The organism is Synergistota bacterium, from assembly GCA_021159885.1.
In the GTDB taxonomy this organism is placed as follows: domain Bacteria; phylum Synergistota; class GBS-1; order GBS-1; family GBS-1; genus AUK310.
This window is the reverse complement of sequence record JAGHDO010000033.1, coordinates 1-20,241: the sequence shown is the minus strand read 5'-3', so window position 1 is coordinate 20,241 and position 20,241 is coordinate 1. Positions and strand designations below refer to the sequence as shown.

Genomic DNA, 20,241 nt, shown 5'->3' with positions numbered 1-20,241 from the left:
AGGATGATAGAAATACTTAAGGACGAGGAGAATAGGAGAATTGGTGCGGAAATACGAGTTATAGGGGTGGGAGGAGGAGGAAATAACGCTTTAAACAGAATGATAGAAGCGGGGCTTAATGGTGTTAAATTTATAGCTGTAAATACCGATCTTCAGGCTCTGAATCTTTCCAAGGCTCCGGTGAAGCTCCAGATAGGAGACAAGCTTACGAGAGGGCTCGGAGCAGGAGCAAATCCAGAGATAGGCAAGAAAGCTGCGGAGGAGGATAGGGATAAGATAGCTGAGGTTCTTAAGGGAGCGGATATGGTCTTTATAACTGCCGGCATGGGAGGGGGAACCGGAACAGGAGCTTCTCCTATAATAGCGGAGGTGGCTAAAGAGCTCGGTGTATTAACGGTAGGGGTAGTTACTAAACCTTTCCTTTTTGAGGGACGTAAGAGAATGCTTCAGGCAGAGGAGGGAATTAATCTTCTTCGTGAAAAGGTTGATGCACTTATTGTTATACCTAATGATAAGCTTCTCGATGTTGCTGACAAAAATACTCCTCTTCTTGAGGCTTTCAGAATGGCTGATGATGTTTTAAGACAGGGAGTTCAAGGGATATCTGATCTTATAACTATTCCTGGTTTGATAAACGTTGATTTTGCTGATGTTGAAGCGATAATGAAGGAAGCCGGTTCTGCCCTTATGGGTGTTGGCTATGGAAAGGGAGAAAGTAGAGCTTTAGAAGCTGCTAAGGCTGCTATCTCAAGTCCATTGCTTGAAAGTTCAATAGAAGGGGCCAAGGGGATACTTCTCAATATCTCTGGGGGGGTTGATCTAACCCTTAAGGAAGTTCACGATGCTGCTGATCTTATAACCAAAGTAGCTGATAAAGATGCTAACATAATCTTTGGAGCCGTGATAAAAGAGGACATGAACGATGAAGTTATGATAACGGTTATAGCTACAGGTTTTGACTCTAAACCCAAGAGAACGAGAGCGCCCATAGATATAGAGAGTTTTGGACCTATTATAGACTCTGAAGATATAGATATCCCGCCGTATCTCAGGAGAAGGAGAGAGGGAAGTGGATCATCTGCTGATATAAATCTTAGATAATGCTCTGGGAATGGAGGAAAGAGGTTCTTAAATATAAAAGGGAAGAGAGATGGCTTGATTCCTTCTGGAAGCCACAGGGTAAGATTAAATGGGCTTTAATTTACCCTAATGCTTATAGTGTTGGTATTTCAAACTTGGGTTTCCTATTTGTATACAGAATTTTAAGTGAAATAGGGAGTATCTTTGTGTCAAGGTTTTTTAAGTGGAAGGGCTTTCCCCCTCTCTCCTTTGAGGAGGGGAGAGCCCTTCTTGAGTTTGATGTTTTAGCGTTTTCCCTTTCATATGAGCTGGATTTACCCAATCTTGTAGCTATGTTAAAAGAGGGAGGAATTTCTCCTCTACGGAAAGAGAGGAGAGAAGAGGATCCACTGGTGGGGGTAGGTGGAGCTTTCGCTTCTCTTAATCCATTACCTCTCTTTCCTATAGCGGATTTTATAGTTTGTGGTGAAGCAGAGGAAAGCTTAAAGGAGATAGCCGATATATTTTTATCCTCTCCTAAAGGTGGGAAGAGAAAGCTGCTTGAAGAACTTTCAAGCATAGAGGGAGTTCTCGTTCCAGGTATTAAAGAACGTACACGCCGAAGATGGATAGAGGAATTAGACGTCTACTCCTCGGGAGCTCCTCTCTATACTTCTTTAAACGAATTTGGGGGAGCGCTACTTATAGAGCTTAACAGGGGGTGTAAAAGGAACTGTTTTTTTGTCCTGTGAGGCAGTGCTATAAACCAGTGAGGTTTAGATCGCTTAACAATATATGTGCGTTTATTGATAAATTATCGCCGGATTTGAAGCTTGGTTTGGTGAGCCCCGTTGCCACTGACTATCCCTACTTTGATCACCTTGTTGATTTTTTACTTAAGGAAAATAGAAGGGTTTCGTTCGGTTCGTTCAGGGTGGAAGGCATAAACGAAAAACTCTTGGATTTGCTTAATATGAGTGGTCAGAGGACCATTACACTTGCTCCTGAAACGGCAGATGAGGAGTTAAGACGGAGTATAGGTAAAGATTTTTCAAATGACTTGCTTGAGGAAAAAATATCCATGATATATAAGCATGGATTTAGGAGACTCAAGCTTTATTTTATGATCGGTTTGCCTGAAGAGAGCCCTGCCAATGCTGAAAAGATAGGCTTAATGATTCGAAGTTTGAGAGATCGTTTTCGAGGATTGGAGGTCATAGCTACCGTAACTCCCTTTGTTCCTAAGCCTTTTACCCCCTTTGAGAGGGAAGACTTTCTTTCTCTTTCTGAGATTTCTAAGAGACTAAGAATAATAAAAAAGGCTTCAGGGATTGGTATAAGAAGTGATGGAGTTAAAAATGCTTGGCTTGAAGCTCTGATATCTCGAGGCGATGAAAAAATAGGATTAGGAATATGCTGCTTGGGGAAAAAAGTTTTTTCAATAAAAGCTTGGGAATCGATTCTTGACTTAGGGATTTATATGAGATACCGAGAAGAAACGCCTTGGAGGATAACGATAGAGAATTAAGAAGGGAGGTACGAAAAAATGGGTATAGAATCTATTTTGAAAAAGATCGATGATGTTAGATGGTTGCTTCCTGAGAATTATAAATCTGGGATGCGTGTTCCAGGCATGATTTTTGCAGATAGGGAAGTGCTGAAAAGCTTAGAAAAAGAGAAGGTTTATGAGCAGGTTGCTAATGTTGCTACTCTTCCTGGCATAGTTGGATACTCCTTTGGTATGCCTGATATTCACTGGGGATATGGTTTCCCCATTGGAGGAGTAGCTGCCATGAGAGTTGAAGACGGGGTCATTTCACCAGGAGGGGTTGGTTACGATATATCTTGTGGAGTGAGGCTTCTCGTAAGTCAGCTGGGGAGAAAAGAAGTCGAATCGAGGATAGATGTCCTTATAAATAGGCTTTTTTCTGCTATACCCTGTGGTGTGGGAGGTAAAGGTAAGATAAAGCTGAAGCCACGAGAGCTTGAAGATGTTTTAACGATGGGGGCTCATTGGGCAGTTGAAATGGGATATGGTGAGAAAAGCGATCTTAAGTGTATCGAGGAAGGAGGAAGAATGAAAAGAGCGAACCCGGATAAGGTGAGCAGAAGGGCGAAAGAAAGAGGTGCTCCTCAGCTTGGTACGCTTGGTTCAGGAAATCACTTTTTAGAGGTTCAGTATGTTGAGGAAGTGTATCTTGAAGATGTCGCTCGGAAGTGGGGACTGGAAAAGGGAATCGTTACGGTTATGATACACTGTGGTTCCCGTGGACTGGGACATCAGGTATGTGATGACTATGTTAGGGTTATGAGGAATCGCATGAGATCCTATGGCATAAACGTTCCGGATAAGCAACTTGCTTGCGTTCCAATTAAATCGAAAGAAGGAGAGGATTATATACAGGCTATGTCTGCAGCTACTAACTATGCTTTTGCTAATAGGGAGGTCATTACGCACTGGGTAAGGGACGTCTTTTATAAAACCTTTGGGAAGGATATCTACCTAAGACTCCTTTATGATGTGTCTCACAATATAGCTCATGTAGAAAAGCATGTATGGGATGGTAAGGAAATAGAGGTATGCGTTCACAGGAAGGGAGCGACGCGAGCCTTTGGTCCAGGATCAAGGTACGTGCCTGAACCTTATAGGGATATGGGTCAGCCGGTCATAATTCCAGGCAGTATGGGTACACCTTCATATGTACTTTTGGGAACGAAGCGAGCTGAGAAAGAGACTTTTGCTTCTACCTGCCATGGGGCTGGTAGAGTTATGAGTAGGCACGCAGCAGTTAGGGGACTCAGGGGAAGAGATTTGACCGGAGAGCTTGCTGAAATAGGGGTGAAGGTCAAAGCAAGGGATAGAGGAACCTTGTATGAAGAGGCTCCAGAGGCCTATAAGGATATAGACAAAGTAGTTGAAATAGTGGATAAAGCAGGTATCTCGAAGAAAGTTGTGAGACTTAGGCCTTTGGGAGTTATAAAGGGTTGACACTTTTTCCTTTTGGAGGTATAAATTATTTTGCAACAGCGTGGAAAACTTAATTGACTGTTTTATTTAGAAAGCTACCTACAAGGGGGGATAGGGGTTGTTTAAGGAGGAAGCGATAGAGAAGATAAAGAAGAAAAAGGCGGAATGGAAGGAGAAGGTGCTTGATAAGACCCTTGCTAAGAGGCCTGAGATGAGAGAGGAGTTTAAAACGGGGTCTAATATCCCCGTTGAGCGCGTTTACACTCCTGAGGATATAAGCGAGATGGATTATGTTGAGGATCTTGGATTTCCTGGCGATTACCCATTTACTCGTGGCGTTCAGCCAACGATGTACAGAGGCAGATTCTGGACGATGAGGCAATACGCCGGTTTTGCAACTGCGGAAGAATCTAACAAGAGGTATAAGTATCTGTTAGAACAGGGGCAGACGGGTTTAAGTGTTGCTTTCGATTTGCCGACCCAGATAGGTTATGACTCTGATCATCCGCTTGCTCAAGGAGAAGTTGGGAAAGTGGGGGTTGCAATAGACTCTCTTGAGGATATGGAGATACTTTTCGATGGGATTCCTCTTGATAAGGTTAGTACCTCTATGACCATAAACGCACCGGCTGCAATTTTGTGGGCTATGTACATGGCGGTTGCTGAGAAGCAAGGTGTATCGTTTGATAAGCTAAGGGGTACTATACAGAATGATATCCTTAAGGAATATATAGCGAGAGGAACTTATATATTCCCTCCCAAGCCTTCTATGAGACTTATAACCGATATTTTTGAGTTTGGTAGTAAACACGTGCCTAAATGGAATACTATAAGTATAAGCGGTTATCACATAAGGGAAGCGGGGGCTACTGCGGTTCAGGAGGTAGCCTTTACGCTTGCAGATGGTATAGCTTATGTCGAGGCTGCGATGAAGAAGGGACTGGATCCTAACGTATTTGGTCAGAGATTATCTTTCTTCTTCAACGCTCATAATGATTTTCTTGAGGAGATAGCGAAATTTAGAGCTGCGAGGAGACTCTGGGCTAAGATAATGAAGGAGCGTTTTGGAGTTACGAATCCTCGGGCTATGATGCTTAGATTCCATACTCAAACGGGAGGGTCTACTTTAACCGCTCAGCAGCCATTAAATAACATAATAAGGGTTACTATTCAGGCTCTTGCGGCGGTGCTTGGCGGTACGCAATCTCTTCACACTAATTCCTATGATGAGGCTCTTGCTCTTCCCACGGAGGAATCTGTTCGCATAGCTCTAAGAACCCAGCAGATAATAGCCTATGAAAGTGGGGTAACAAATACGGTTGATCCATTGGCAGGTTCTTATTATATAGAGTGGCTGACCACCAAAATAGAGAAAGAAGCCATGAAGCTGATTGAGAAGATAGATGAGCTCGGTGGTATGGTAGAGGCAATAGAAAAGGGATTTGTGCAAAAGGAGATTCAGGATAGCGCGTATAGATATCAGGTAGAGGTTGAGAAGGGTGAGAAGATAGTCGTTGGGGTTAATAAGTTCCAGATAGATGAGGATTTAAGCGGGCTTAAGCTCCTTAAGGTTGATCCCTCGATAGCGGAAAAGCAGGTTAAGAGACTGCACGAGCTTAAGCAAAGAAGAGACAATATCAGAGTTAAGAGCGTTCTTGAGGATTTGAGAAAAGCCGCTCAAGATGAAAGCGTGAATCTTATGCCCTACTTCTTAGAAGCCGTGAAGGCTTACGCTACCGAGGGAGAAATCTGTGACGTTTTAAGGGATGTTTTCGGCGTTTATGTGGAGAAGATAGTCCTTTAAGCTTTCGGGGAGGGAGAATAAAGATGATCGATAAAAAGATAAGAGTTTTGATAGCTAAGCCGGGGCTTGACGGGCACGATCGGGGAGCAAAGGTAGTGGCTCGGGGACTTAGAGATGCGGGTATGGAGGTAATTTATACAGGGTTGAGGCAAACTCCAGAGCAAATAGTTCAAACTGCGATTCAGGAGGATGTAGATGCTATAGGGTTAAGTATTCTTTCTGGGGCTCATGAGTATTATTGTAGAAGGGTGATAGAGCTTCTTAAGGAAAAAGGAGCGGAAAACATCTTAGTAGTGGCGGGTGGGGTTATTCCCCCTGAGGATGTTCCTGCTCTTAAGGAGATAGGAGTAGCGGAAGTGTTTGGTCCCGGAACGCCCATATCAAGAATGGTAGAATTTTTAAGGCAGGCTGTTAGGAAGTGAGAGAGCTAATTAGAAAGGCTCTTGCCGGAGATCATATTTCCATAGGCAGAATAATAACAATAGTTGAAGGCGGAGGAGAAGAAGGGATAGAGCTCCTGCGGGAGCTCTATCCTTTTACCGGCAGGGCTTATTATTTGGGTATAACGGGCGCTCCGGGCGTGGGAAAAAGCACGCTCGTTGATAAGCTAATATATCATTTAAGAAGAAAGAACAAAAAAGCAGGTGTTATAGCTATAGACCCTTCCAGTCCCTTTACTGGAGGAGCCTTTCTTGGGGATAGGCTTAGAATGCAGCGACATGCCACGGATCCGGGTGTTTTTATAAGGAGTATGGGCTCAAGAGGGGCTTTAGGGGGGCTATCGAAAGCTACCGCTGATGTAGCTAAGGTTCTTGATGCCTGTGGATTCGACTACGTTATCATAGAGACGGTGGGAGCTGGTCAAAACGAGGTAGATATAGTTAAGACCGCTGATACCGTTATACTTGTACTCGTTCCTGGTATGGGAGATGAAATTCAGGTTATAAAAGCTGGCATAATGGAAATAGGTGATATATTTGTTGTCAACAAATCGGATAAAGATGGAGCTGATAGGCTTGCCAAGGAACTAAAGGTCTGGCTTGAATTCGGTTATGGGGAGTCTGAATGGATTCCACCGGTTATTATGACCATAGCTGAGGACGGAACCGGTGTGGATAAGCTTGTAGAGGAGATAGATAGTCACGTACGCTATCTCCGCGAGAGTGGAGAGCTCTTAAAAAGAAGGAAGAAGCGTGTTGAATCGGAGCTCAGGATAGCCCTTGAAGAAAAAATAAGAGAGCGAGTGGAAAAATTGTTGAGGGGAGAAACCTTGGATTTGTACGTGGAACAGATCCTTAATAAGGAGATAGACCCATATGCTCTTGTTAGTGAAATTATAGGAAAGGTTGTGAAGGGGGGTCAGATAAAATGAAGGTTATAAAGGTGGATCACATAGGCATAGCGGTTAAAAGTATTTCGGAGGCACTGAAGCTGTACGAGGAGACTCTCGGAATTAAGTGTGAAGGTGTTGAAGAGGTTCCTGATCAGAAGGTTAAGACTGCTTTTCTCCCCGTTGGGGATACGGAGATTGAGCTTCTTGAATCTACGGCTCCAGATGGTCCGGTAGCTAAGTTCATTGAAAAGCGAGGAGAGGGTCTTCACCACATAGCTCTAAGGGTAGAGAATATAGAGGAAGCTTTAGAGGAACTTAAAGGAAAGGGGATAAGACTGATAGATGAAAAGCCCAGGAAGGGGGCAGGAGGAGCCCGCATAGCTTTTCTTCATCCGAAGGCTACAGGCGGAGTTTTGCTTGAAATCTGTGAGAGGGGGTAAATTTTGATGACCGAGAGGACGATAGAGGAACTTATTGCGGAACTTGAAGCTAAGCAGACGGAAATCAAGGCTATGGGGGGACCTAAAAGGATAGAAGCTCAAAAGGCAAAAGGAAAGCTCACCGCTCGTGAGAGAATAAACCTTCTTTTGGATGAGGGAAGCTTCGTTGAAGTAGACATGTTTGTGGAGCATAGGTGCACGGAATTTGGGATGGACAAGGTAAAGGCTCCAGCAGATGGGGTTATAACGGGTTATGGAAAGATAAATGGGCGTTTAGTTTTCGTATATTCCCAGGATTTTACGGTAGTTGGAGGATCTCTTGGGGAGATGCATGCTAAGAAAATATGCAAAGTTGCGGATATGGCTCTAAGAATGGGAGCTCCCCTGATTGGTATAAACGATTCCGGTGGAGCCAGAATTCAAGAGGGTGTGGACTCTTTAAGCGGATATGGTCAGATATTTTTCAGAAATACGATCGCTTCTGGTGTTATACCTCAGATAGCAATTATCGTAGGACCTTGTGCGGGAGGAGCTGTTTATTCTCCTGCTTTAATGGATTTTACCTTCATGGTAAAGGGAATAGGGATTATGCATATTACCGGTCCCCAGGTTATAAAAGCGGTTACAGGAGAGGATGTCTCCTCAGAAGAGTTGGGTGGTGCCATGGCTCATAATCAGAAAAGCGGGGTTGCGCACTTTGCTGCCGATACGGAGGAAGAATGCTACCAGATGGTTAGGAAGTTGCTAAGCTTTATTCCTCAGAATAACATGGAAGATCCTCCTTATCAGCCCTCTAATGATGATCCCGCGCGTGTGGAGATGGAACTCAGAAATATTGTTCCCGTTCATCCAAACAAACCGTATGATGTTAGAGATGTTATAAAGCTCGTTGTTGATAATGGCGATTTCTTTGAGGTCCATATGTATTATGCCCCGAATATTGTGGTTGGTTTCGCTCGTTTGGATGGTTATCCTATAGGAATAATAGCGAATCAACCGAGGCATTTGGCAGGGTGTCTTGACATAGATTGCTGTGATAAGGCTTCGAGGTTTATAAGGTTCTGTGACGCATTTAACATTCCAATAGTCAACTTTGTCGATGTTCCCGGGTATCTTCCAGGAACAGCTCAGGAGTGGGGTGGAATAATAAGACATGGTGCCAAGATGTTATACGCTTATTCTGAAGCTACCGTTCCTAAAATTACAGTAATTTTGAGAAAGGCCTACGGTGGAGCCTATCTTGGAATGTGTAGTAAGGATTTAGGGGCAGACGTTGTTTTAGCATGGCCTCAGGCAGAGATAGCGGTTATGGGGGCTGAAGGAGCGGCTAACATAATCTTCAGGAAGGAAATAAAATCTGCGCCTAATCCGGAGGAGGTTAGAAGACAGAAGATAGAGGAGTATCGTAAGAAGTTTGCTAATCCCTATGTTGCTGCTAAGCGTGGATTTGTAGATAGGATCATAAAACCTGAGGAAACAAGGCTCGCTTTGGTTGAGTCCCTATCCATGGCTCTGACGAAGAGAGAAGGAAGACCCAAGAAGAAGCATGGAATCATGCCAGTTTAGAGGTGGTGGTTTGAATGGAGTCCATCAATACTATGGGAGGGGCTTTGGGGCTTTCTATAGTTGCGATGAGCATAGTGTTCTTGATATTAGGGGGGCTCGCCCTCATGATGGTTTTTATAAAACATCTCGCCAAGGCTATCGAGAGGGTGCCGGTGTCTCCCGTAAAGGAGGGAAGAGTTTCCTCTCCTTCTAAGGTTGAAGAGGTTTCAAAGCCCGTTTCTAAGGAGGAAGAAGCTCCTACGCCAACTTTTACTGACTTTGAAAAGGATGTAGCCGCTATAGCGGCTGCTTTAGCTGTCTTTCTTGGCAGAAAAACGATAAGAATTTGGAGAATAGCTGGTCCTGTAAGAACCACATGGAAAGAGGCTAGTAGAATAGAATCCATTATGGGGGGGTATGAGGGCAATGAATAAGAGGATTTTTAGAATAACCGTAAATGGTAGAGTTTATGAGGTTGAGGTTGAGGAAATATCTGCGACTTCGATTGGAGCGCAGGCTCCTCAGATTACAAGTGCGCCTTCGGTTTCGGCGCCTTCAACGCCATCTCCATCAATATCACCAGCTCCACCTAAGAAGCTCGAAACCGCGCCTGCTCCCACGCCTTCTCCCGCACCTACAGTTGAAAAGAAGCCTAAGGCTCCTGCACCCGAGGGAGGCACAAATGTTTCAGCTCCCATGCCTGGTAAGATTTTGAAGGTTGCCGTTAAGGAAGGAGAGAGCGTTTCAAAGGGAGATTTGCTCGTGGTATTGGAAGCTATGAAGATGGAGAATGAGATATTTTCTCCTGCAGATGGAGTCGTTAAGCAGGTTGCTGTATCTGCTGGGGACTCGGTTAACACTGGAGATCTTCTCGTGGTAATCGGTTAGGGGGTAGAGATTATATGGAGGGGCTTTTGGCAAAGGCTGCTGCGGTCTTTCAAATGTCGGGATTCGCGGGATTTACATGGGGAAATCTCGTTATGATAATGGTAGGAGGACTGCTTCTATGGTTCGCGATAGCAAAGGGATTCGAGCCGTTGCTTCTCGTTCCTATAGGATCTGGTTGTATTCTCGCTAATCTTCCGCTTTCTGGAATAATGGAACCAGGAGGGTTATTTTATTACCTCTTTTTCGGAACGAAGCACGAGATTTACCCGTGTCTTATTTTCTTAGGAGTAGGAGCTCTTACAGACTTTGGCCCATTGCTTGCTAATCCCATAACGTTTATACTTGGAGCCGCTGCTCAGCTCGGGGTTTTCGTGGCGCTTATAGGTGCAATGCTTATGGGATTTACTATAAAAGAGGCGGCTTCGATAGGCATAATTGGGGGAGCAGATGGCCCCACTTCCATATATCTTGCTGTTAAACTCGCGCCTCAGATATTGGGACCGATAGCAGTTGCCGCTTATTCTTACATGTCACTTGTTCCTTTAATCCAGCCTCCAGTGATATATCTTCTGACCACCCCTGAAGAGAGAAAAATGGTTATGGAACAGCTAAGACCCGTTTCTAAGCTTGAGAGAATACTCTTTCCTATATTAACTATGATAGTTGTTGGTTTAATACTTCCAGCTTCTGTTCCATTGATCGGTTTGCTGATGTTTGGTAATCTTCTTAGGGAGTGTGGGGTTACGGAAAGGCTTTCTAAGACCGCTCAAAATGAGCTCATAAATATAGTTACGATAATGTTAGGCTTGACCGTTGGTGCAACTATGGAAGCACGGTCGTTTTTGACTGTGAGAACTATTGAGATAATCCTGCTTGGTCTAATAGCCTTTATGGCAAGTACGGCGGGGGGTGTGCTTTTCGGAAAGCTCCTTAAGGTTTTAACGAAAGGGAAGGTAAATCCTATTATAGGAGCTGCCGGGGTTTCTGCCGTTCCCATGGCAGCTCGAGTCTGTCAGAGGGTGGCACAGAAGGAAAATCCAAGCAATTTCTTGCTAATGCATGCTATGGGACCTAACGTTGCGGGAGTTATAGGTACCGCTGTTGCAGCAGGTGTCATGCTATCGGTATTGCAGTAAGGCTTTTCATAAGGTAAACTGATAGCCAGTGGCTTAGCTAAGCCACTGGCTATTTTTTTAAGGAGGTGTTCTTATATGGATAGAATAGCCTTGGGCGCGGATCACGCAGGTTATGAGCTAAAAGAAGATATAAAAGCTTTCCTTCGTGAGGAGGGATACAACTTTGAAGATTTCGGTACTTTTGATACAAGACCTGTGGATTATCCTGAAATAGCATCCAAGGTGGCTATGCTCATATCCTCGGGAGAGTTTTCCCGAGGCATATTAATATGTGGAACAGGTATAGGTATGTCTATAGTTGCCAATAAATATCCCGGCGTCTATGCAGCCTTATGTCATGACATATTTACCGCCAGGGCCTCAAGAGCGCATAACAACGCTAATGTCCTTGCTTTAGGGGGGAGAAATACCGGGCCAGAGCTTGCCAAGATGATCGTTAAGGAGTGGCTTCAGACATCGTTCGAGGAAGGAAGACATCTTAGAAGATTTCAGCGAATAAAGGCGCTCGAAGAGAGATTAAGCAGGGAAAGAAGAGGCGGGAATGGAAAGCTCTTTATAATCGATCATCCTCTTATACAGCATAAGCTTTCTATAATACGGGATAAGAACACCGGCGTTAAGGAGTTTAGAGAGCTGGTGGCGGAGATGGCGGGGCTCATGTTGTATGAAGCGACGAGGGATATTCCCCTCGTTGAGACAGAGGTAGAGACCCCTATAGCTAAGGCCAAGACGTCTGTGATAGCGGGTAAAAAGCTGGCACTGGTTCCCATACTGAGAGCAGGGTTAGGCATGGTGGATGGTGTTCTGAGGCTTATGCCTGCTGCTAAAGTAGGGCATATAGGCTTATACAGAGATCCAAAGACGCTGGAGCCGGTAGTTTATTATTGCAAGCTTCCGTCGGATATAGCGGAAAGAGATGTTATAATACTCGATCCTATGCTTGCTACGGGAGGATCGGCAGTCGAGGCTATAAGGTTGGTCAAGGAAAAAGGAGCGACTAGCATAAAATTCCTGTGCATTATAGCTGCTCCTGAGGGTGTCGACAAGGTTCATAAAGCACATCCTGATGTGGAGATATTAACCGCTGCCCTTGACGAGAGGCTCAATGATCACGGTTATATAGTCCCAGGACTAGGTGATGCGGGTGATAGAATTTTCGGAACACGTTAAGGCTTTCATCTTATCGTTTTTGCTATCTTTCTCCTTGGGCTTTCTCCTTTTGAGATTATCGTATAGGTATAAGCTTTTAGACTTGCCCTTTGGGAGGAAAAAGCACTTTTCTCCAGTAGCTCTCGGCGGAGGGATCACCGTTTTCCTTTCTATGGCTATGTGTTCAATGGCATGTGGAAGCAATCTTGAGCTGCTCACGATCGCTTCTCTTTTAGTCCTCGTGGGATTTGTAGATGATGTTTTCGATATCTCTCCCTCCCTCAAGCTTGTATTTCAGATCGTATCTGCAGCTATTTGGATTTATCTGAAGCGTCCACTGATCTTTGGAAACGCCTTTATGGATTCAGCTCTTGGTATTTTTTGGATAGTTTCAGTAACAAACGCTTTTAATTTTGTGGATGGAATAGATGGACTTGCTTCTGGGGTTGGAGCTATTACCTTTTTGGGACTTGCTATTAGAGGTGTGGAGGAAGCTTTTCCTCTTGTAGGAGCAGCTTTGGGCTTTTTTCTTCTAAACTATCCGCCGGCGAGGATCTTTCTTGGGGATGCGGGAAGTTATCTTTTGGGTTTTTTATCGGGGGCTCTTACCTTAGATCTTCTTAATGGTTTTGATTTTATAAATGGAACGGGTGTTTTTCTCCTCGTTGCTTTTCCTCTTGCGGATCTCACTTGGGCGGTGTTGAGAAGATGGGCTCATGGAAAGCCCATAACGGTGGGAGATGATCGTCATATTCACCATCTCCTTAAGGGTGCTCTTGGTGATAAGGGAGCTTTACTAAGTCTTCTTACAATTCATGCTTTTCTTGTGGGAATAGGAGTGTTTGTGCTATGAGGAATGCAAAGGTTATACTGATTTTTGGGACTCGTCCAGAAGCCATAAAGATGGCCCCTGTTTATGATGCTCTGTCGAGAAGAGCGGGATTTGATATTAAAATACTCGTGACTGCTCAACACAGAGAGATGCTTGATCAGGTGCTGGAGATATTCTCAATAAAGCCAGATTATGATCTTTCCATAATGCGAGAGGGACAGACTCTAACTTACATAACCAATGCAGCTCTCTCTGGCATAGTGGAAATTCTGGAAAAGGAGCGTCCTGATGTAGTCTTGGTTCATGGCGATACGACTACCACTCTCGCTGGGAGCTTAGCTTCTTATTACTTGAGGATTCCTTTGGGACATGTTGAGGCAGGTTTAAGGACTGGAGATATATATAGTCCCTTTCCGGAGGAGGTCAACAGAAGAGTAACGGATATTCTTTCAACCTTTTGCTTCGCTCCGACCAGAAGATCTGCCTTTAATTTGATAAAGGAGGGAATATCTGAGGAGAAAATATTTATAACGGGAAATACTGTTATAGATGCTCTCCTCAAAGTTGCCTCACTTAAGTTTGAGTTTTCAGGTGAACTTAAACGAGTTTCTGCATGGAATGGGCGTGTAATTCTTGCGACCTTTCATAGAAGGGAGAGCTGGGGAAAACCATTGATGGAAATATGCTCAGCTCTGAAAATAATTCATGATAAATATGATGACATCCTTATAATCGTTCCCCTTCATTTGAACCCAAAGGTTAGAGAAACAGCTTTAGGAGTTCTTCGAGGGGAAAGATTTCTTTTTACTGATCCCCTTCCTTATTTGCCATTCGTTCATCTTATGAAGGCTTCCTATCTCGTAATGAGTGATTCTGGTGGAATTCAGGAGGAAGCTCCCTCTCTTGGCGTTCCCGTTTTGGTTCTAAGAGATAAAACGGAACGTCCCGAAGCGGTAGAAGCGGGCACCGTAAAGCTTGTTGGAAGGAATAGAGAAAGAATTGTTGAGGAAGCGAAGCTACTCCTTGAAAACGAAAAGGCTTATGATAAAATGAGAAAAGCGGTTAATCCCTATGGGGATGGGAAAGCTTCGGAGAGAATAGCTACTGTTTTGGAAGCGCATTTTCTCTGAGAGGAGGGATATGATGTCCAAGATAGTTATAGATGGAGGAACCCCTTTGGAAGGAGCTCTTACTGTTCAAGGTGCTAAAAATGCAGCTCTTCCGCTGATGGCAGCCTCGCTCCTGATGAGCGGAGGAGAAAGGCTAATTTTAAAGAATGTTCCTGAACTTAAAGATGTAGATACGATGATAAGCATTCTGAAATCATTGGGCTTTTTAGCTTTACGTAATGAAAAAACCTTGGAAATATCAAGCCCGTACGAAATAGGTGGAGATGTACCGTATGATCTAATGAGAAAAATGAGAGCTTCTGTTTTAGTCTTAGGACCCCTCCTTGCAAGAAAAGGAAGAGTTGTTCTCCCTATGCCTGGAGGATGTCCCATAGGGACGCGACCGATAGATCTTCATCTTAAGGGATTATCTTTGATGGGAGCAGAGATAACCATTAATCATGGATATATAGAGACGAGGGCTGATAGATTGAAAGGGGCTAAGATATATCTTGACTTTCCCAGTGTAGGGGCTACGGAGAATCTTTTGATGGCGGCGGCGCTTGCTAAAGGTACCACGGTTATAGAAAACGCTGCACGTGAACCTGAAATTTCAAATCTTATGGATCTTTTGAGGGAAATGGGTGCCGGAGTAGAGAGGGATGGAGATAGTACTATTGTAATTGAAGGCGTAAGCGAGCTTGGGGGAGCTAACTTTTCGGTCATTCCGGATAGGATAGTTGCGGGAACATATATAATAGCCGGTATCATAAGCAGGGGGAAAGTTAGAGTTAATAGTGTAATCCCGCTTCACCTTGAGGCTTTGCTTGCCAAACTTGAGGAAGCAGGGGTGAGTGTGAATCAAGGTGAGGATTGGATAGAGGCTCGTTTTATCGGGAGGCTTTCTGGTGTAAAGGTTACCACATTGCCCTATCCTGGTTTTCCTACCGATTTGCAAGCCCAGATGATGGCGCTTCTCTCTGTAGCTGATGGAACCAGCATAATTACTGAAACCATATTCGATAACAGGTTTATGCACGTTCCTGAGCTCCAAAGAATGGGAGCAAATATAAAGGTAGAAGGAAGGAGCGCTATAATTAATGGAGTAGATAGCTTAAGTGGGGCTCAAGTTATGGCTACGGACTTGCGCGCGGGAGCGGCTTTAGTGCTTGCGGGGCTTTCTGCGCGAGGGAGAACGGTCGTTTCAAACGCAGAGCATATAGATAGAGGCTATGAGAATTTCGTGGAGAATTTATCCCATTTAGGGGGTAATTTAAGGAGAGAAGATTAAAGGTTGGAGAGATCCGTAATGGAAGTGTATGCTTTTATAGGTCCGAGTGGTACTGGCAAGAGCCAGCGCGCTCTTCCGGTTGCTTTAAGCTACGGGATAAGGTACATAATAGATGATGGTCTGTTTATAAGGAGTGGAAGGATAATAGCAGGAGTTTCTGCAAAAAGCGAAAGTAGCAGAATAAGAGCGATAAGGAGAGCGTTGTTTCAGTTTGAGGATCACCGAAAGGCGGTTAAGGAAAAAATAGAGGAGGAAATGCCGGATAAGATACTCCTTATAGCCACTTCTGAGGCAATGGCTTTAAAGATATGTGAAAATCTTGGATTACCTCCACCGGTGAAGTTTATTCATATAAGGGATGTTGCTTCGCTTGGTGAGATAGATCAGGCAAAAAAGGAGAGGGAAAAGGGAGGAAAGCATGTTATTCCAGCTCCTCTAATAGAGGTAGAAAGGGGTTTTAGAGGACAGCTCGTTGGTAGAATAAAGTTCTTTTTTTCTGGAAGAAGGGAAGAAATAGGAGAAAAGGTAGTAGTAAGGCCTCCATTTAGCTTCTACGGTAGGCTTTCTATCTCGGAAAGCGTTTTTAGGAGATTGATACGCATACTTGTTAAAGAGCATTCACCATATGTTTTCGTTAGGCATTTGAGCGTTCAGTTCCCAGAAGAAGGCGATCTTGAGATCTCGCTTAAAGTTGATTTAGTTTACGGGGTTTCCATAAAGCCCATACTTGAGGGTCTTCAAGTTTACCTTAAAAATAGGTTGGAAGATATGACGGGTATTCTGGTGACCCGCGTTGATATAGAGGTGGTGGGATTACAATTAAATGTTGGGATTGAAAGAAAGGCTCGAGCTTATGGAAGAGGTTAAGAGAGAGTGCTTGAATTGTAGGAGGTGCTCTCTTTCCCAGCTAAGAACACAGGTTGTTTTTGGGGAAGGAAAGATAGATACGGACATAATGTTTATTGGAGAGGCTCCAGGGGCTGAGGAGGATCTACAGGGGAAGCCTTTTGTGGGAAAGGCAGGACGACTTTTAACGAGGATATTAGAATCCGCTGGTATAGATAGAGATGATGTTTACATTACGAATGTTGTAAAGTGTAGACCTCCTGGTAATAGAAATCCTACACCTCTTGAGATAGCTACCTGTTGGCCCTTTTTGGAAGCACAGATAGCTATTATAAAACCCAGGATAATCGTTACCTTAGGGAGCGTGCCAACGCAGGCGATCCTTAAAACCAAGGAGTCGATAACAAAGGTGCGAGGAAAGTGGTTTGAATGGATAGGGGGAATAAGAGTTTTCCCCATGTTTCATCCGAGTTTTCTGTTGAGGAATCAATCCCGGGCTAAGGGAAGTCCTCGATGGTTAACCTGGGAGGATATAAAGGAGGTAAAGAGAGCGTGGAAGGAGTTAAGAAAGTAATTTCCTTAAGAACTTCTTCTAAGGAGGAATTGATTGACATTACGAAAGAGGTGAATAAGGTTATAGTAGATGCTTCCTTTTCGGAAGGACTGTGCTTTCTTTACGTTCCACACACAACCGCTGCCATCTTTGTTAATGAGGGATATGATCCATCTGTTGGTGTGGACGTACTCGAGACCCTGAGAAGGCTTGTCCCTCAGTCCATAAACTATGCTCATCTGGAAGGCAATAGCCCTGCTCATATAAAATCGTCCATAGTGGGTGTCAGTCTCGTTTTGCCTGTTGAAGGAGGAAAGCTCTCTCTTGGAAGATGGCAGTCTGTCTTCTTTGCCGAGTTTGATGGCCCCAGACGGAGGGAAGTTTGGGTTTGGCTACGTTAGTCCCAAGGCATATTGCGATTATAATGGATGGCAATGGTAGATGGGCTCAAAGGAAAGGATTGCCGAGAATAGCAGGTCATCGAGAGGGAGTTAAAGCTGTTGAGCGCGTTATATCTGCTTGCCTCAAGAGGGATATTGAGTACCTCTCCCTGTATGCCTTTTCCACGGAGAACTGGAAGAGACCTGAGTCAGAAATAAGAGGCTTAATGACGATATTAAGGTTATATTTTCTGGTAAAGCTTAGAAAGCTTAAGTGGGCAGGGGTTAGAATTCGGGTTGCTGGGAGATGGTGGGAGCTTCCTTATGGTGTGGATAGGTTTATCAAGCTTGCCATGGATGAGACCAAGAATAATACCAAAATGCAAGTCATTCTTCATCTCAATTACGGAGGCAGAAGAGAGATATTAGATGCAGTGAATGCCATGATAGGGAAGGAGGATCTGGGGGAGGTTACAGAAGATATATTTAAGAGTTTTCTTTATATCCCTGATCTTCCCTATCCTGATCTTTTGATCAGAACGAGTGGGGAAAAACGGATAAGCAACTTTCTGCTCTGGCAAATAGCCTACACGGAACTTTACTTTACTGATACTCTTTGGCCTGACTTTGGAGAGGATGAGCTTGATATGGCCATAGCTGACTATAATAAACGTAAAAGAAGGTTTGGTGGGCTGGGTTGAGAGAGTGGACTAAGCGTCTTCTAACTGCGATAGTTGGAGCGCCTCTGGTGCTTCTCGTTTGTTGGTGGGGAGGATATCCTTTTCTTGCTTTCATCCTCATACTTGGTGTTTTGGGAGTTATGGAGTTTTATGATCTCGTTGCATATAAGGGTGTCAGAGCATCACGCGGAGCAGGCATAATAGCGACGCTTATCCTCCTTTTTTATGCTTTTACTGATAATGAGCAGAAAGTAGTTATTCCCACATTTTTGGTTCTTTTCCTCTTGGTGGGTCAGGTTCTCAGGAAGGGGAGGAGGTCTCCCCTCGTTTCCGTTGGGGCTACTCTCTGGGGATTTTTCTACGTAGGGTGGCTTTTAAGTTATGTTATCCTTCTGAGGAACCTTGAGGATGGTAGGTTTTGGACTATTGTATTAGTGCTTTTAACTTGGTCAACGGACACCATGGCTTATTTAGTTGGAAAATCGATGGGGAGAAAAAAGCTTGCTCCAGCTGTGAGTCCAGGTAAAACTGTGGAAGGTTTTTGGGGAGGAGTTTTAGGAGCCATTCTGTTTATGAGCGTCTTAAGCTGGCTTTATGCTCTTCCTCCTCTCTGGGCATTAACGCTTGGCGGAATTGCTGGAGTTTGGGGACAACTTGGGGATCTCGGAGAATCTCTCTTTAAGAGAGAGGTTGCTCTTAAGGACATAAGTGGTCTTATCCCGGGACATGGAGGTGTGCTTGACAGATTTGATAGCTTCCTATTTAACGCTCCTATGCTATATTACTATCTTTTTTGGACGGGAGTGATCGATTAGTGAGAAAGTGGGTTTTCCTTGCCTTGTTTCTTTGCATGATTCCTCTTTCGGGAGAAGCTCATGCTAAAAAGTTTGTTCAATATGGTTGGGCTTCTTGGTATGGTCCGGAATTTCATGGTAAGAGAACGGCAAGTGGAGAGCCATATAATATGTATGCCTATACGGCTGCTCATCCAACTTTGCCTTTTGGAACCTACCTCATCGTGACGAATCTTTCCAATGGTAGAAAGGTTATAGTGAAGGTGAATGATAGGGGACCTTTCAAAAAAGGGCGCATAATAGATCTGTCCTACGCTGCTGCTAAAAAGCTTGGAATAGTCGGGAGCGGTACTGCTTACGTAAAGATAGAAATTTTTAGACTTCCGTCAGGGGCGAATCCTTTCCTTGAGGTTAAGTACTACTCTGTTCAAGTAGGAGCCTTTAGAGATATAAGAAATGCACGAAGATGGAAAGGAAAGATAAGGGGATTAATATGGTGGAGAATAGGCATGCCCTTATTCATAAAGAGGGAAGGAGAGCTTTATAAAGTACTTGTGGGGAGGTTTAAGAGTAGAGGGAAGGCGGAAAAATGGCAGAGATTTTTCAGAAAAAGGGGAATAAACTGCATGGTAATAGCAATTTACCGTTGAGGTTGGCTGTCCTCGGAGCCACGGGTAGCATAGGCAAGGCAGTGATCAGCGTTAAAAGGGCTTTCCCCGAGCTGATAGAGTTAGTGGCTTTAACAGGCGGGAGAAATGTAGATAGTATGTTTAGTCTTGTTAAGGAGCTCTCGCCGAAAAGGGTTGGAATGGTATTTAAGGATGCGGCTGAGAAACTTGAGAAGATATTGGGATCTCGGGTTTATGCGGGTGAGAGGGAAGCCCTTATAAAGATATGGAAAGATTTTGATGATATTGATGCTATTGTCGTTTGTGTAGTGGGCATAGCTGGATTTTTACCTACGTATGAGGCTTTGAGATTGGGCAAGAAAGTCTTTCTATCTACGAAAGAAGCGCTTGTGGTTGGAGGAGAGTTTATAGTGAAAGAAGTGAAATCTCGTGATCAGCTTATTCCTCTCGATAGTGAGCACTGGGCTATATTTTCGTGTATAGATTCTGATGATGAAGTGGAGAAAGTCTATCTTACAGCTTCTGGAGGGGCTCTGAGAGACTTTTCTCACGATGAGAGAAAGTGTGCATCCGCTCGTGATGTTCTTAATCATCCTGTTTGGAAAATGGGAAGGAGGATAACCGTTGATTCGGCTACCCTGATGAATAAGGGATTTGAGGTTATAGAAGCTTCCTGGCTTTTTAATCTACCTCCCGGTAAAGTTAAGGTTATAATCCATAGGGAAGCCTGGATTCACGGGGTAGTCGAGTTTTTAGACGGATCTCTTAAAGCTTTTGTTAGTTATCCTGATATGCGTCTTGTAGT

Annotated in this window: 23 protein-coding genes; all 23 read left to right on the top strand. The window is 44.1% G+C overall.

The features are described 5' to 3' along the window. Positions 1-3 precede the first annotated feature (3 nt). Positions 4-1,101 (top strand): cell division protein FtsZ, encoded by a 1,098-nt coding sequence (ftsZ, locus tag J7M13_03115; protein ID MCD6362977.1) that lies wholly within the window; start codon positions 4-6, stop codon positions 1,099-1,101. Positions 1,102-1,286: 185 nt separating this feature from the next. Continuing rightward, complete coding sequence (locus J7M13_03110) at positions 1,287-1,811, top strand: hypothetical protein (protein MCD6362976.1); 525 nt, start codon at positions 1,287-1,289, stop codon at positions 1,809-1,811. Between the two features lie 17 nt (positions 1,812-1,828). After that, positions 1,829-2,587 (top strand): hypothetical protein, encoded by a 759-nt coding sequence (locus J7M13_03105; GenBank protein ID MCD6362975.1) that lies wholly within the window; start codon positions 1,829-1,831, stop codon positions 2,585-2,587. An 18-nt stretch (positions 2,588-2,605) separates the two neighbouring features. Further along, entirely contained in the window at positions 2,606-4,048 is a 1,443-nt protein-coding gene (locus J7M13_03100) for an RtcB family protein (GenBank protein ID MCD6362974.1), read from the top strand. Between the two features lie 97 nt (positions 4,049-4,145). Then, complete coding sequence (locus J7M13_03095; protein ID MCD6362973.1) at positions 4,146-5,831, top strand: methylmalonyl-CoA mutase family protein; 1,686 nt, start codon at positions 4,146-4,148, stop codon at positions 5,829-5,831. A gap of 23 nt (positions 5,832-5,854) precedes the next feature. Next, positions 5,855-6,253, top strand: a complete 399-nt coding sequence (locus J7M13_03090; protein ID MCD6362972.1) for a cobalamin B12-binding domain-containing protein — start codon at positions 5,855-5,857, stop codon at positions 6,251-6,253. Then, positions 6,250-7,203, top strand: a complete 954-nt coding sequence (gene meaB / locus J7M13_03085; GenBank protein MCD6362971.1) for a methylmalonyl Co-A mutase-associated GTPase MeaB — start codon at positions 6,250-6,252, stop codon at positions 7,201-7,203. The genes J7M13_03090 and meaB overlap by 4 nt, the downstream gene beginning before the upstream one ends. Next, complete coding sequence (gene mce / locus J7M13_03080; GenBank protein MCD6362970.1) at positions 7,200-7,604, top strand: methylmalonyl-CoA epimerase; 405 nt, start codon at positions 7,200-7,202, stop codon at positions 7,602-7,604. Before meaB ends, mce begins: the two co-directional genes overlap by 4 nt. 6 nt (positions 7,605-7,610) lie before the next feature. After that, positions 7,611-9,170: a methylmalonyl-CoA carboxyltransferase gene (locus tag J7M13_03075; protein ID MCD6362969.1), complete on the top strand. Its 1,560-nt coding sequence runs from the start codon at positions 7,611-7,613 to the stop codon at positions 9,168-9,170. Positions 9,171-9,184: 14 nt separating this feature from the next. Beyond that, on the top strand, positions 9,185-9,583 hold the full coding sequence (locus tag J7M13_03070) for an OadG family protein (GenBank protein MCD6362968.1): 399 nt from the start codon (positions 9,185-9,187) through the stop codon (positions 9,581-9,583). Continuing rightward, positions 9,576-10,037 (top strand): biotin/lipoyl-binding protein, encoded by a 462-nt coding sequence (locus J7M13_03065; GenBank protein MCD6362967.1) that lies wholly within the window; start codon positions 9,576-9,578, stop codon positions 10,035-10,037. The genes J7M13_03070 and J7M13_03065 overlap by 8 nt, the downstream gene beginning before the upstream one ends. A gap of 14 nt (positions 10,038-10,051) precedes the next feature. Beyond that, positions 10,052-11,173, top strand: coding sequence for a sodium ion-translocating decarboxylase subunit beta (locus J7M13_03060; protein ID MCD6362966.1), 1,122 nt, complete (start codon positions 10,052-10,054; stop codon positions 11,171-11,173). Between the two features lie 75 nt (positions 11,174-11,248). After that, positions 11,249-12,343: a uracil phosphoribosyltransferase gene (gene upp, locus J7M13_03055; GenBank protein MCD6362965.1), complete on the top strand. Its 1,095-nt coding sequence runs from the start codon at positions 11,249-11,251 to the stop codon at positions 12,341-12,343. After that, positions 12,318-13,175 (top strand): undecaprenyl/decaprenyl-phosphate alpha-N-acetylglucosaminyl 1-phosphate transferase, encoded by an 858-nt coding sequence (locus J7M13_03050; protein MCD6362964.1) that lies wholly within the window; start codon positions 12,318-12,320, stop codon positions 13,173-13,175. Before upp ends, J7M13_03050 begins: the two co-directional genes overlap by 26 nt. Next, on the top strand, positions 13,172-14,284 hold the full coding sequence (wecB, locus tag J7M13_03045) for a UDP-N-acetylglucosamine 2-epimerase (non-hydrolyzing) (GenBank protein ID MCD6362963.1): 1,113 nt from the start codon (positions 13,172-13,174) through the stop codon (positions 14,282-14,284). The genes J7M13_03050 and wecB overlap by 4 nt, the downstream gene beginning before the upstream one ends. Before the next feature lie 13 nt (positions 14,285-14,297). Continuing rightward, positions 14,298-15,554, top strand: coding sequence for a UDP-N-acetylglucosamine 1-carboxyvinyltransferase (gene murA, locus J7M13_03040; protein MCD6362962.1), 1,257 nt, complete (start codon positions 14,298-14,300; stop codon positions 15,552-15,554). Between the two features lie 18 nt (positions 15,555-15,572). Then, complete coding sequence (locus J7M13_03035) at positions 15,573-16,421, top strand: Asp23/Gls24 family envelope stress response protein (GenBank protein ID MCD6362961.1); 849 nt, start codon at positions 15,573-15,575, stop codon at positions 16,419-16,421. Beyond that, positions 16,408-16,974 carry a uracil-DNA glycosylase gene (locus J7M13_03030; GenBank protein ID MCD6362960.1) on the top strand — a complete coding sequence of 189 codons (567 nt, stop codon included), beginning with the start codon at positions 16,408-16,410 and terminating at the stop codon, positions 16,972-16,974. The genes J7M13_03035 and J7M13_03030 overlap by 14 nt, the downstream gene beginning before the upstream one ends. After that, on the top strand, positions 16,914-17,354 hold the full coding sequence (locus J7M13_03025) for a YjbQ family protein (GenBank protein MCD6362959.1): 441 nt from the start codon (positions 16,914-16,916) through the stop codon (positions 17,352-17,354). Before J7M13_03030 ends, J7M13_03025 begins: the two co-directional genes overlap by 61 nt. 23 nt (positions 17,355-17,377) lie before the next feature. Next, entirely contained in the window at positions 17,378-18,034 is a 657-nt protein-coding gene (gene uppS, locus J7M13_03020; protein ID MCD6362958.1) for a di-trans,poly-cis-decaprenylcistransferase, read from the top strand. Further along, positions 18,031-18,828 carry a phosphatidate cytidylyltransferase gene (locus J7M13_03015; protein MCD6362957.1) on the top strand — a complete coding sequence of 266 codons (798 nt, stop codon included), beginning with the start codon at positions 18,031-18,033 and terminating at the stop codon, positions 18,826-18,828. Before uppS ends, J7M13_03015 begins: the two co-directional genes overlap by 4 nt. A gap of 35 nt (positions 18,829-18,863) precedes the next feature. Next, a complete protein-coding gene (locus J7M13_03010) occupies positions 18,864-19,457 on the top strand; it encodes a septal ring lytic transglycosylase RlpA family protein (GenBank protein ID MCD6362956.1) in 594 nt (197 codons plus the stop codon). After that, on the top strand, positions 19,397-20,241 hold an 845-nt coding region (locus tag J7M13_03005), incomplete at its 3' end, for a 1-deoxy-D-xylulose-5-phosphate reductoisomerase (protein MCD6362955.1). The genes J7M13_03010 and J7M13_03005, both read left to right, overlap by 61 nt.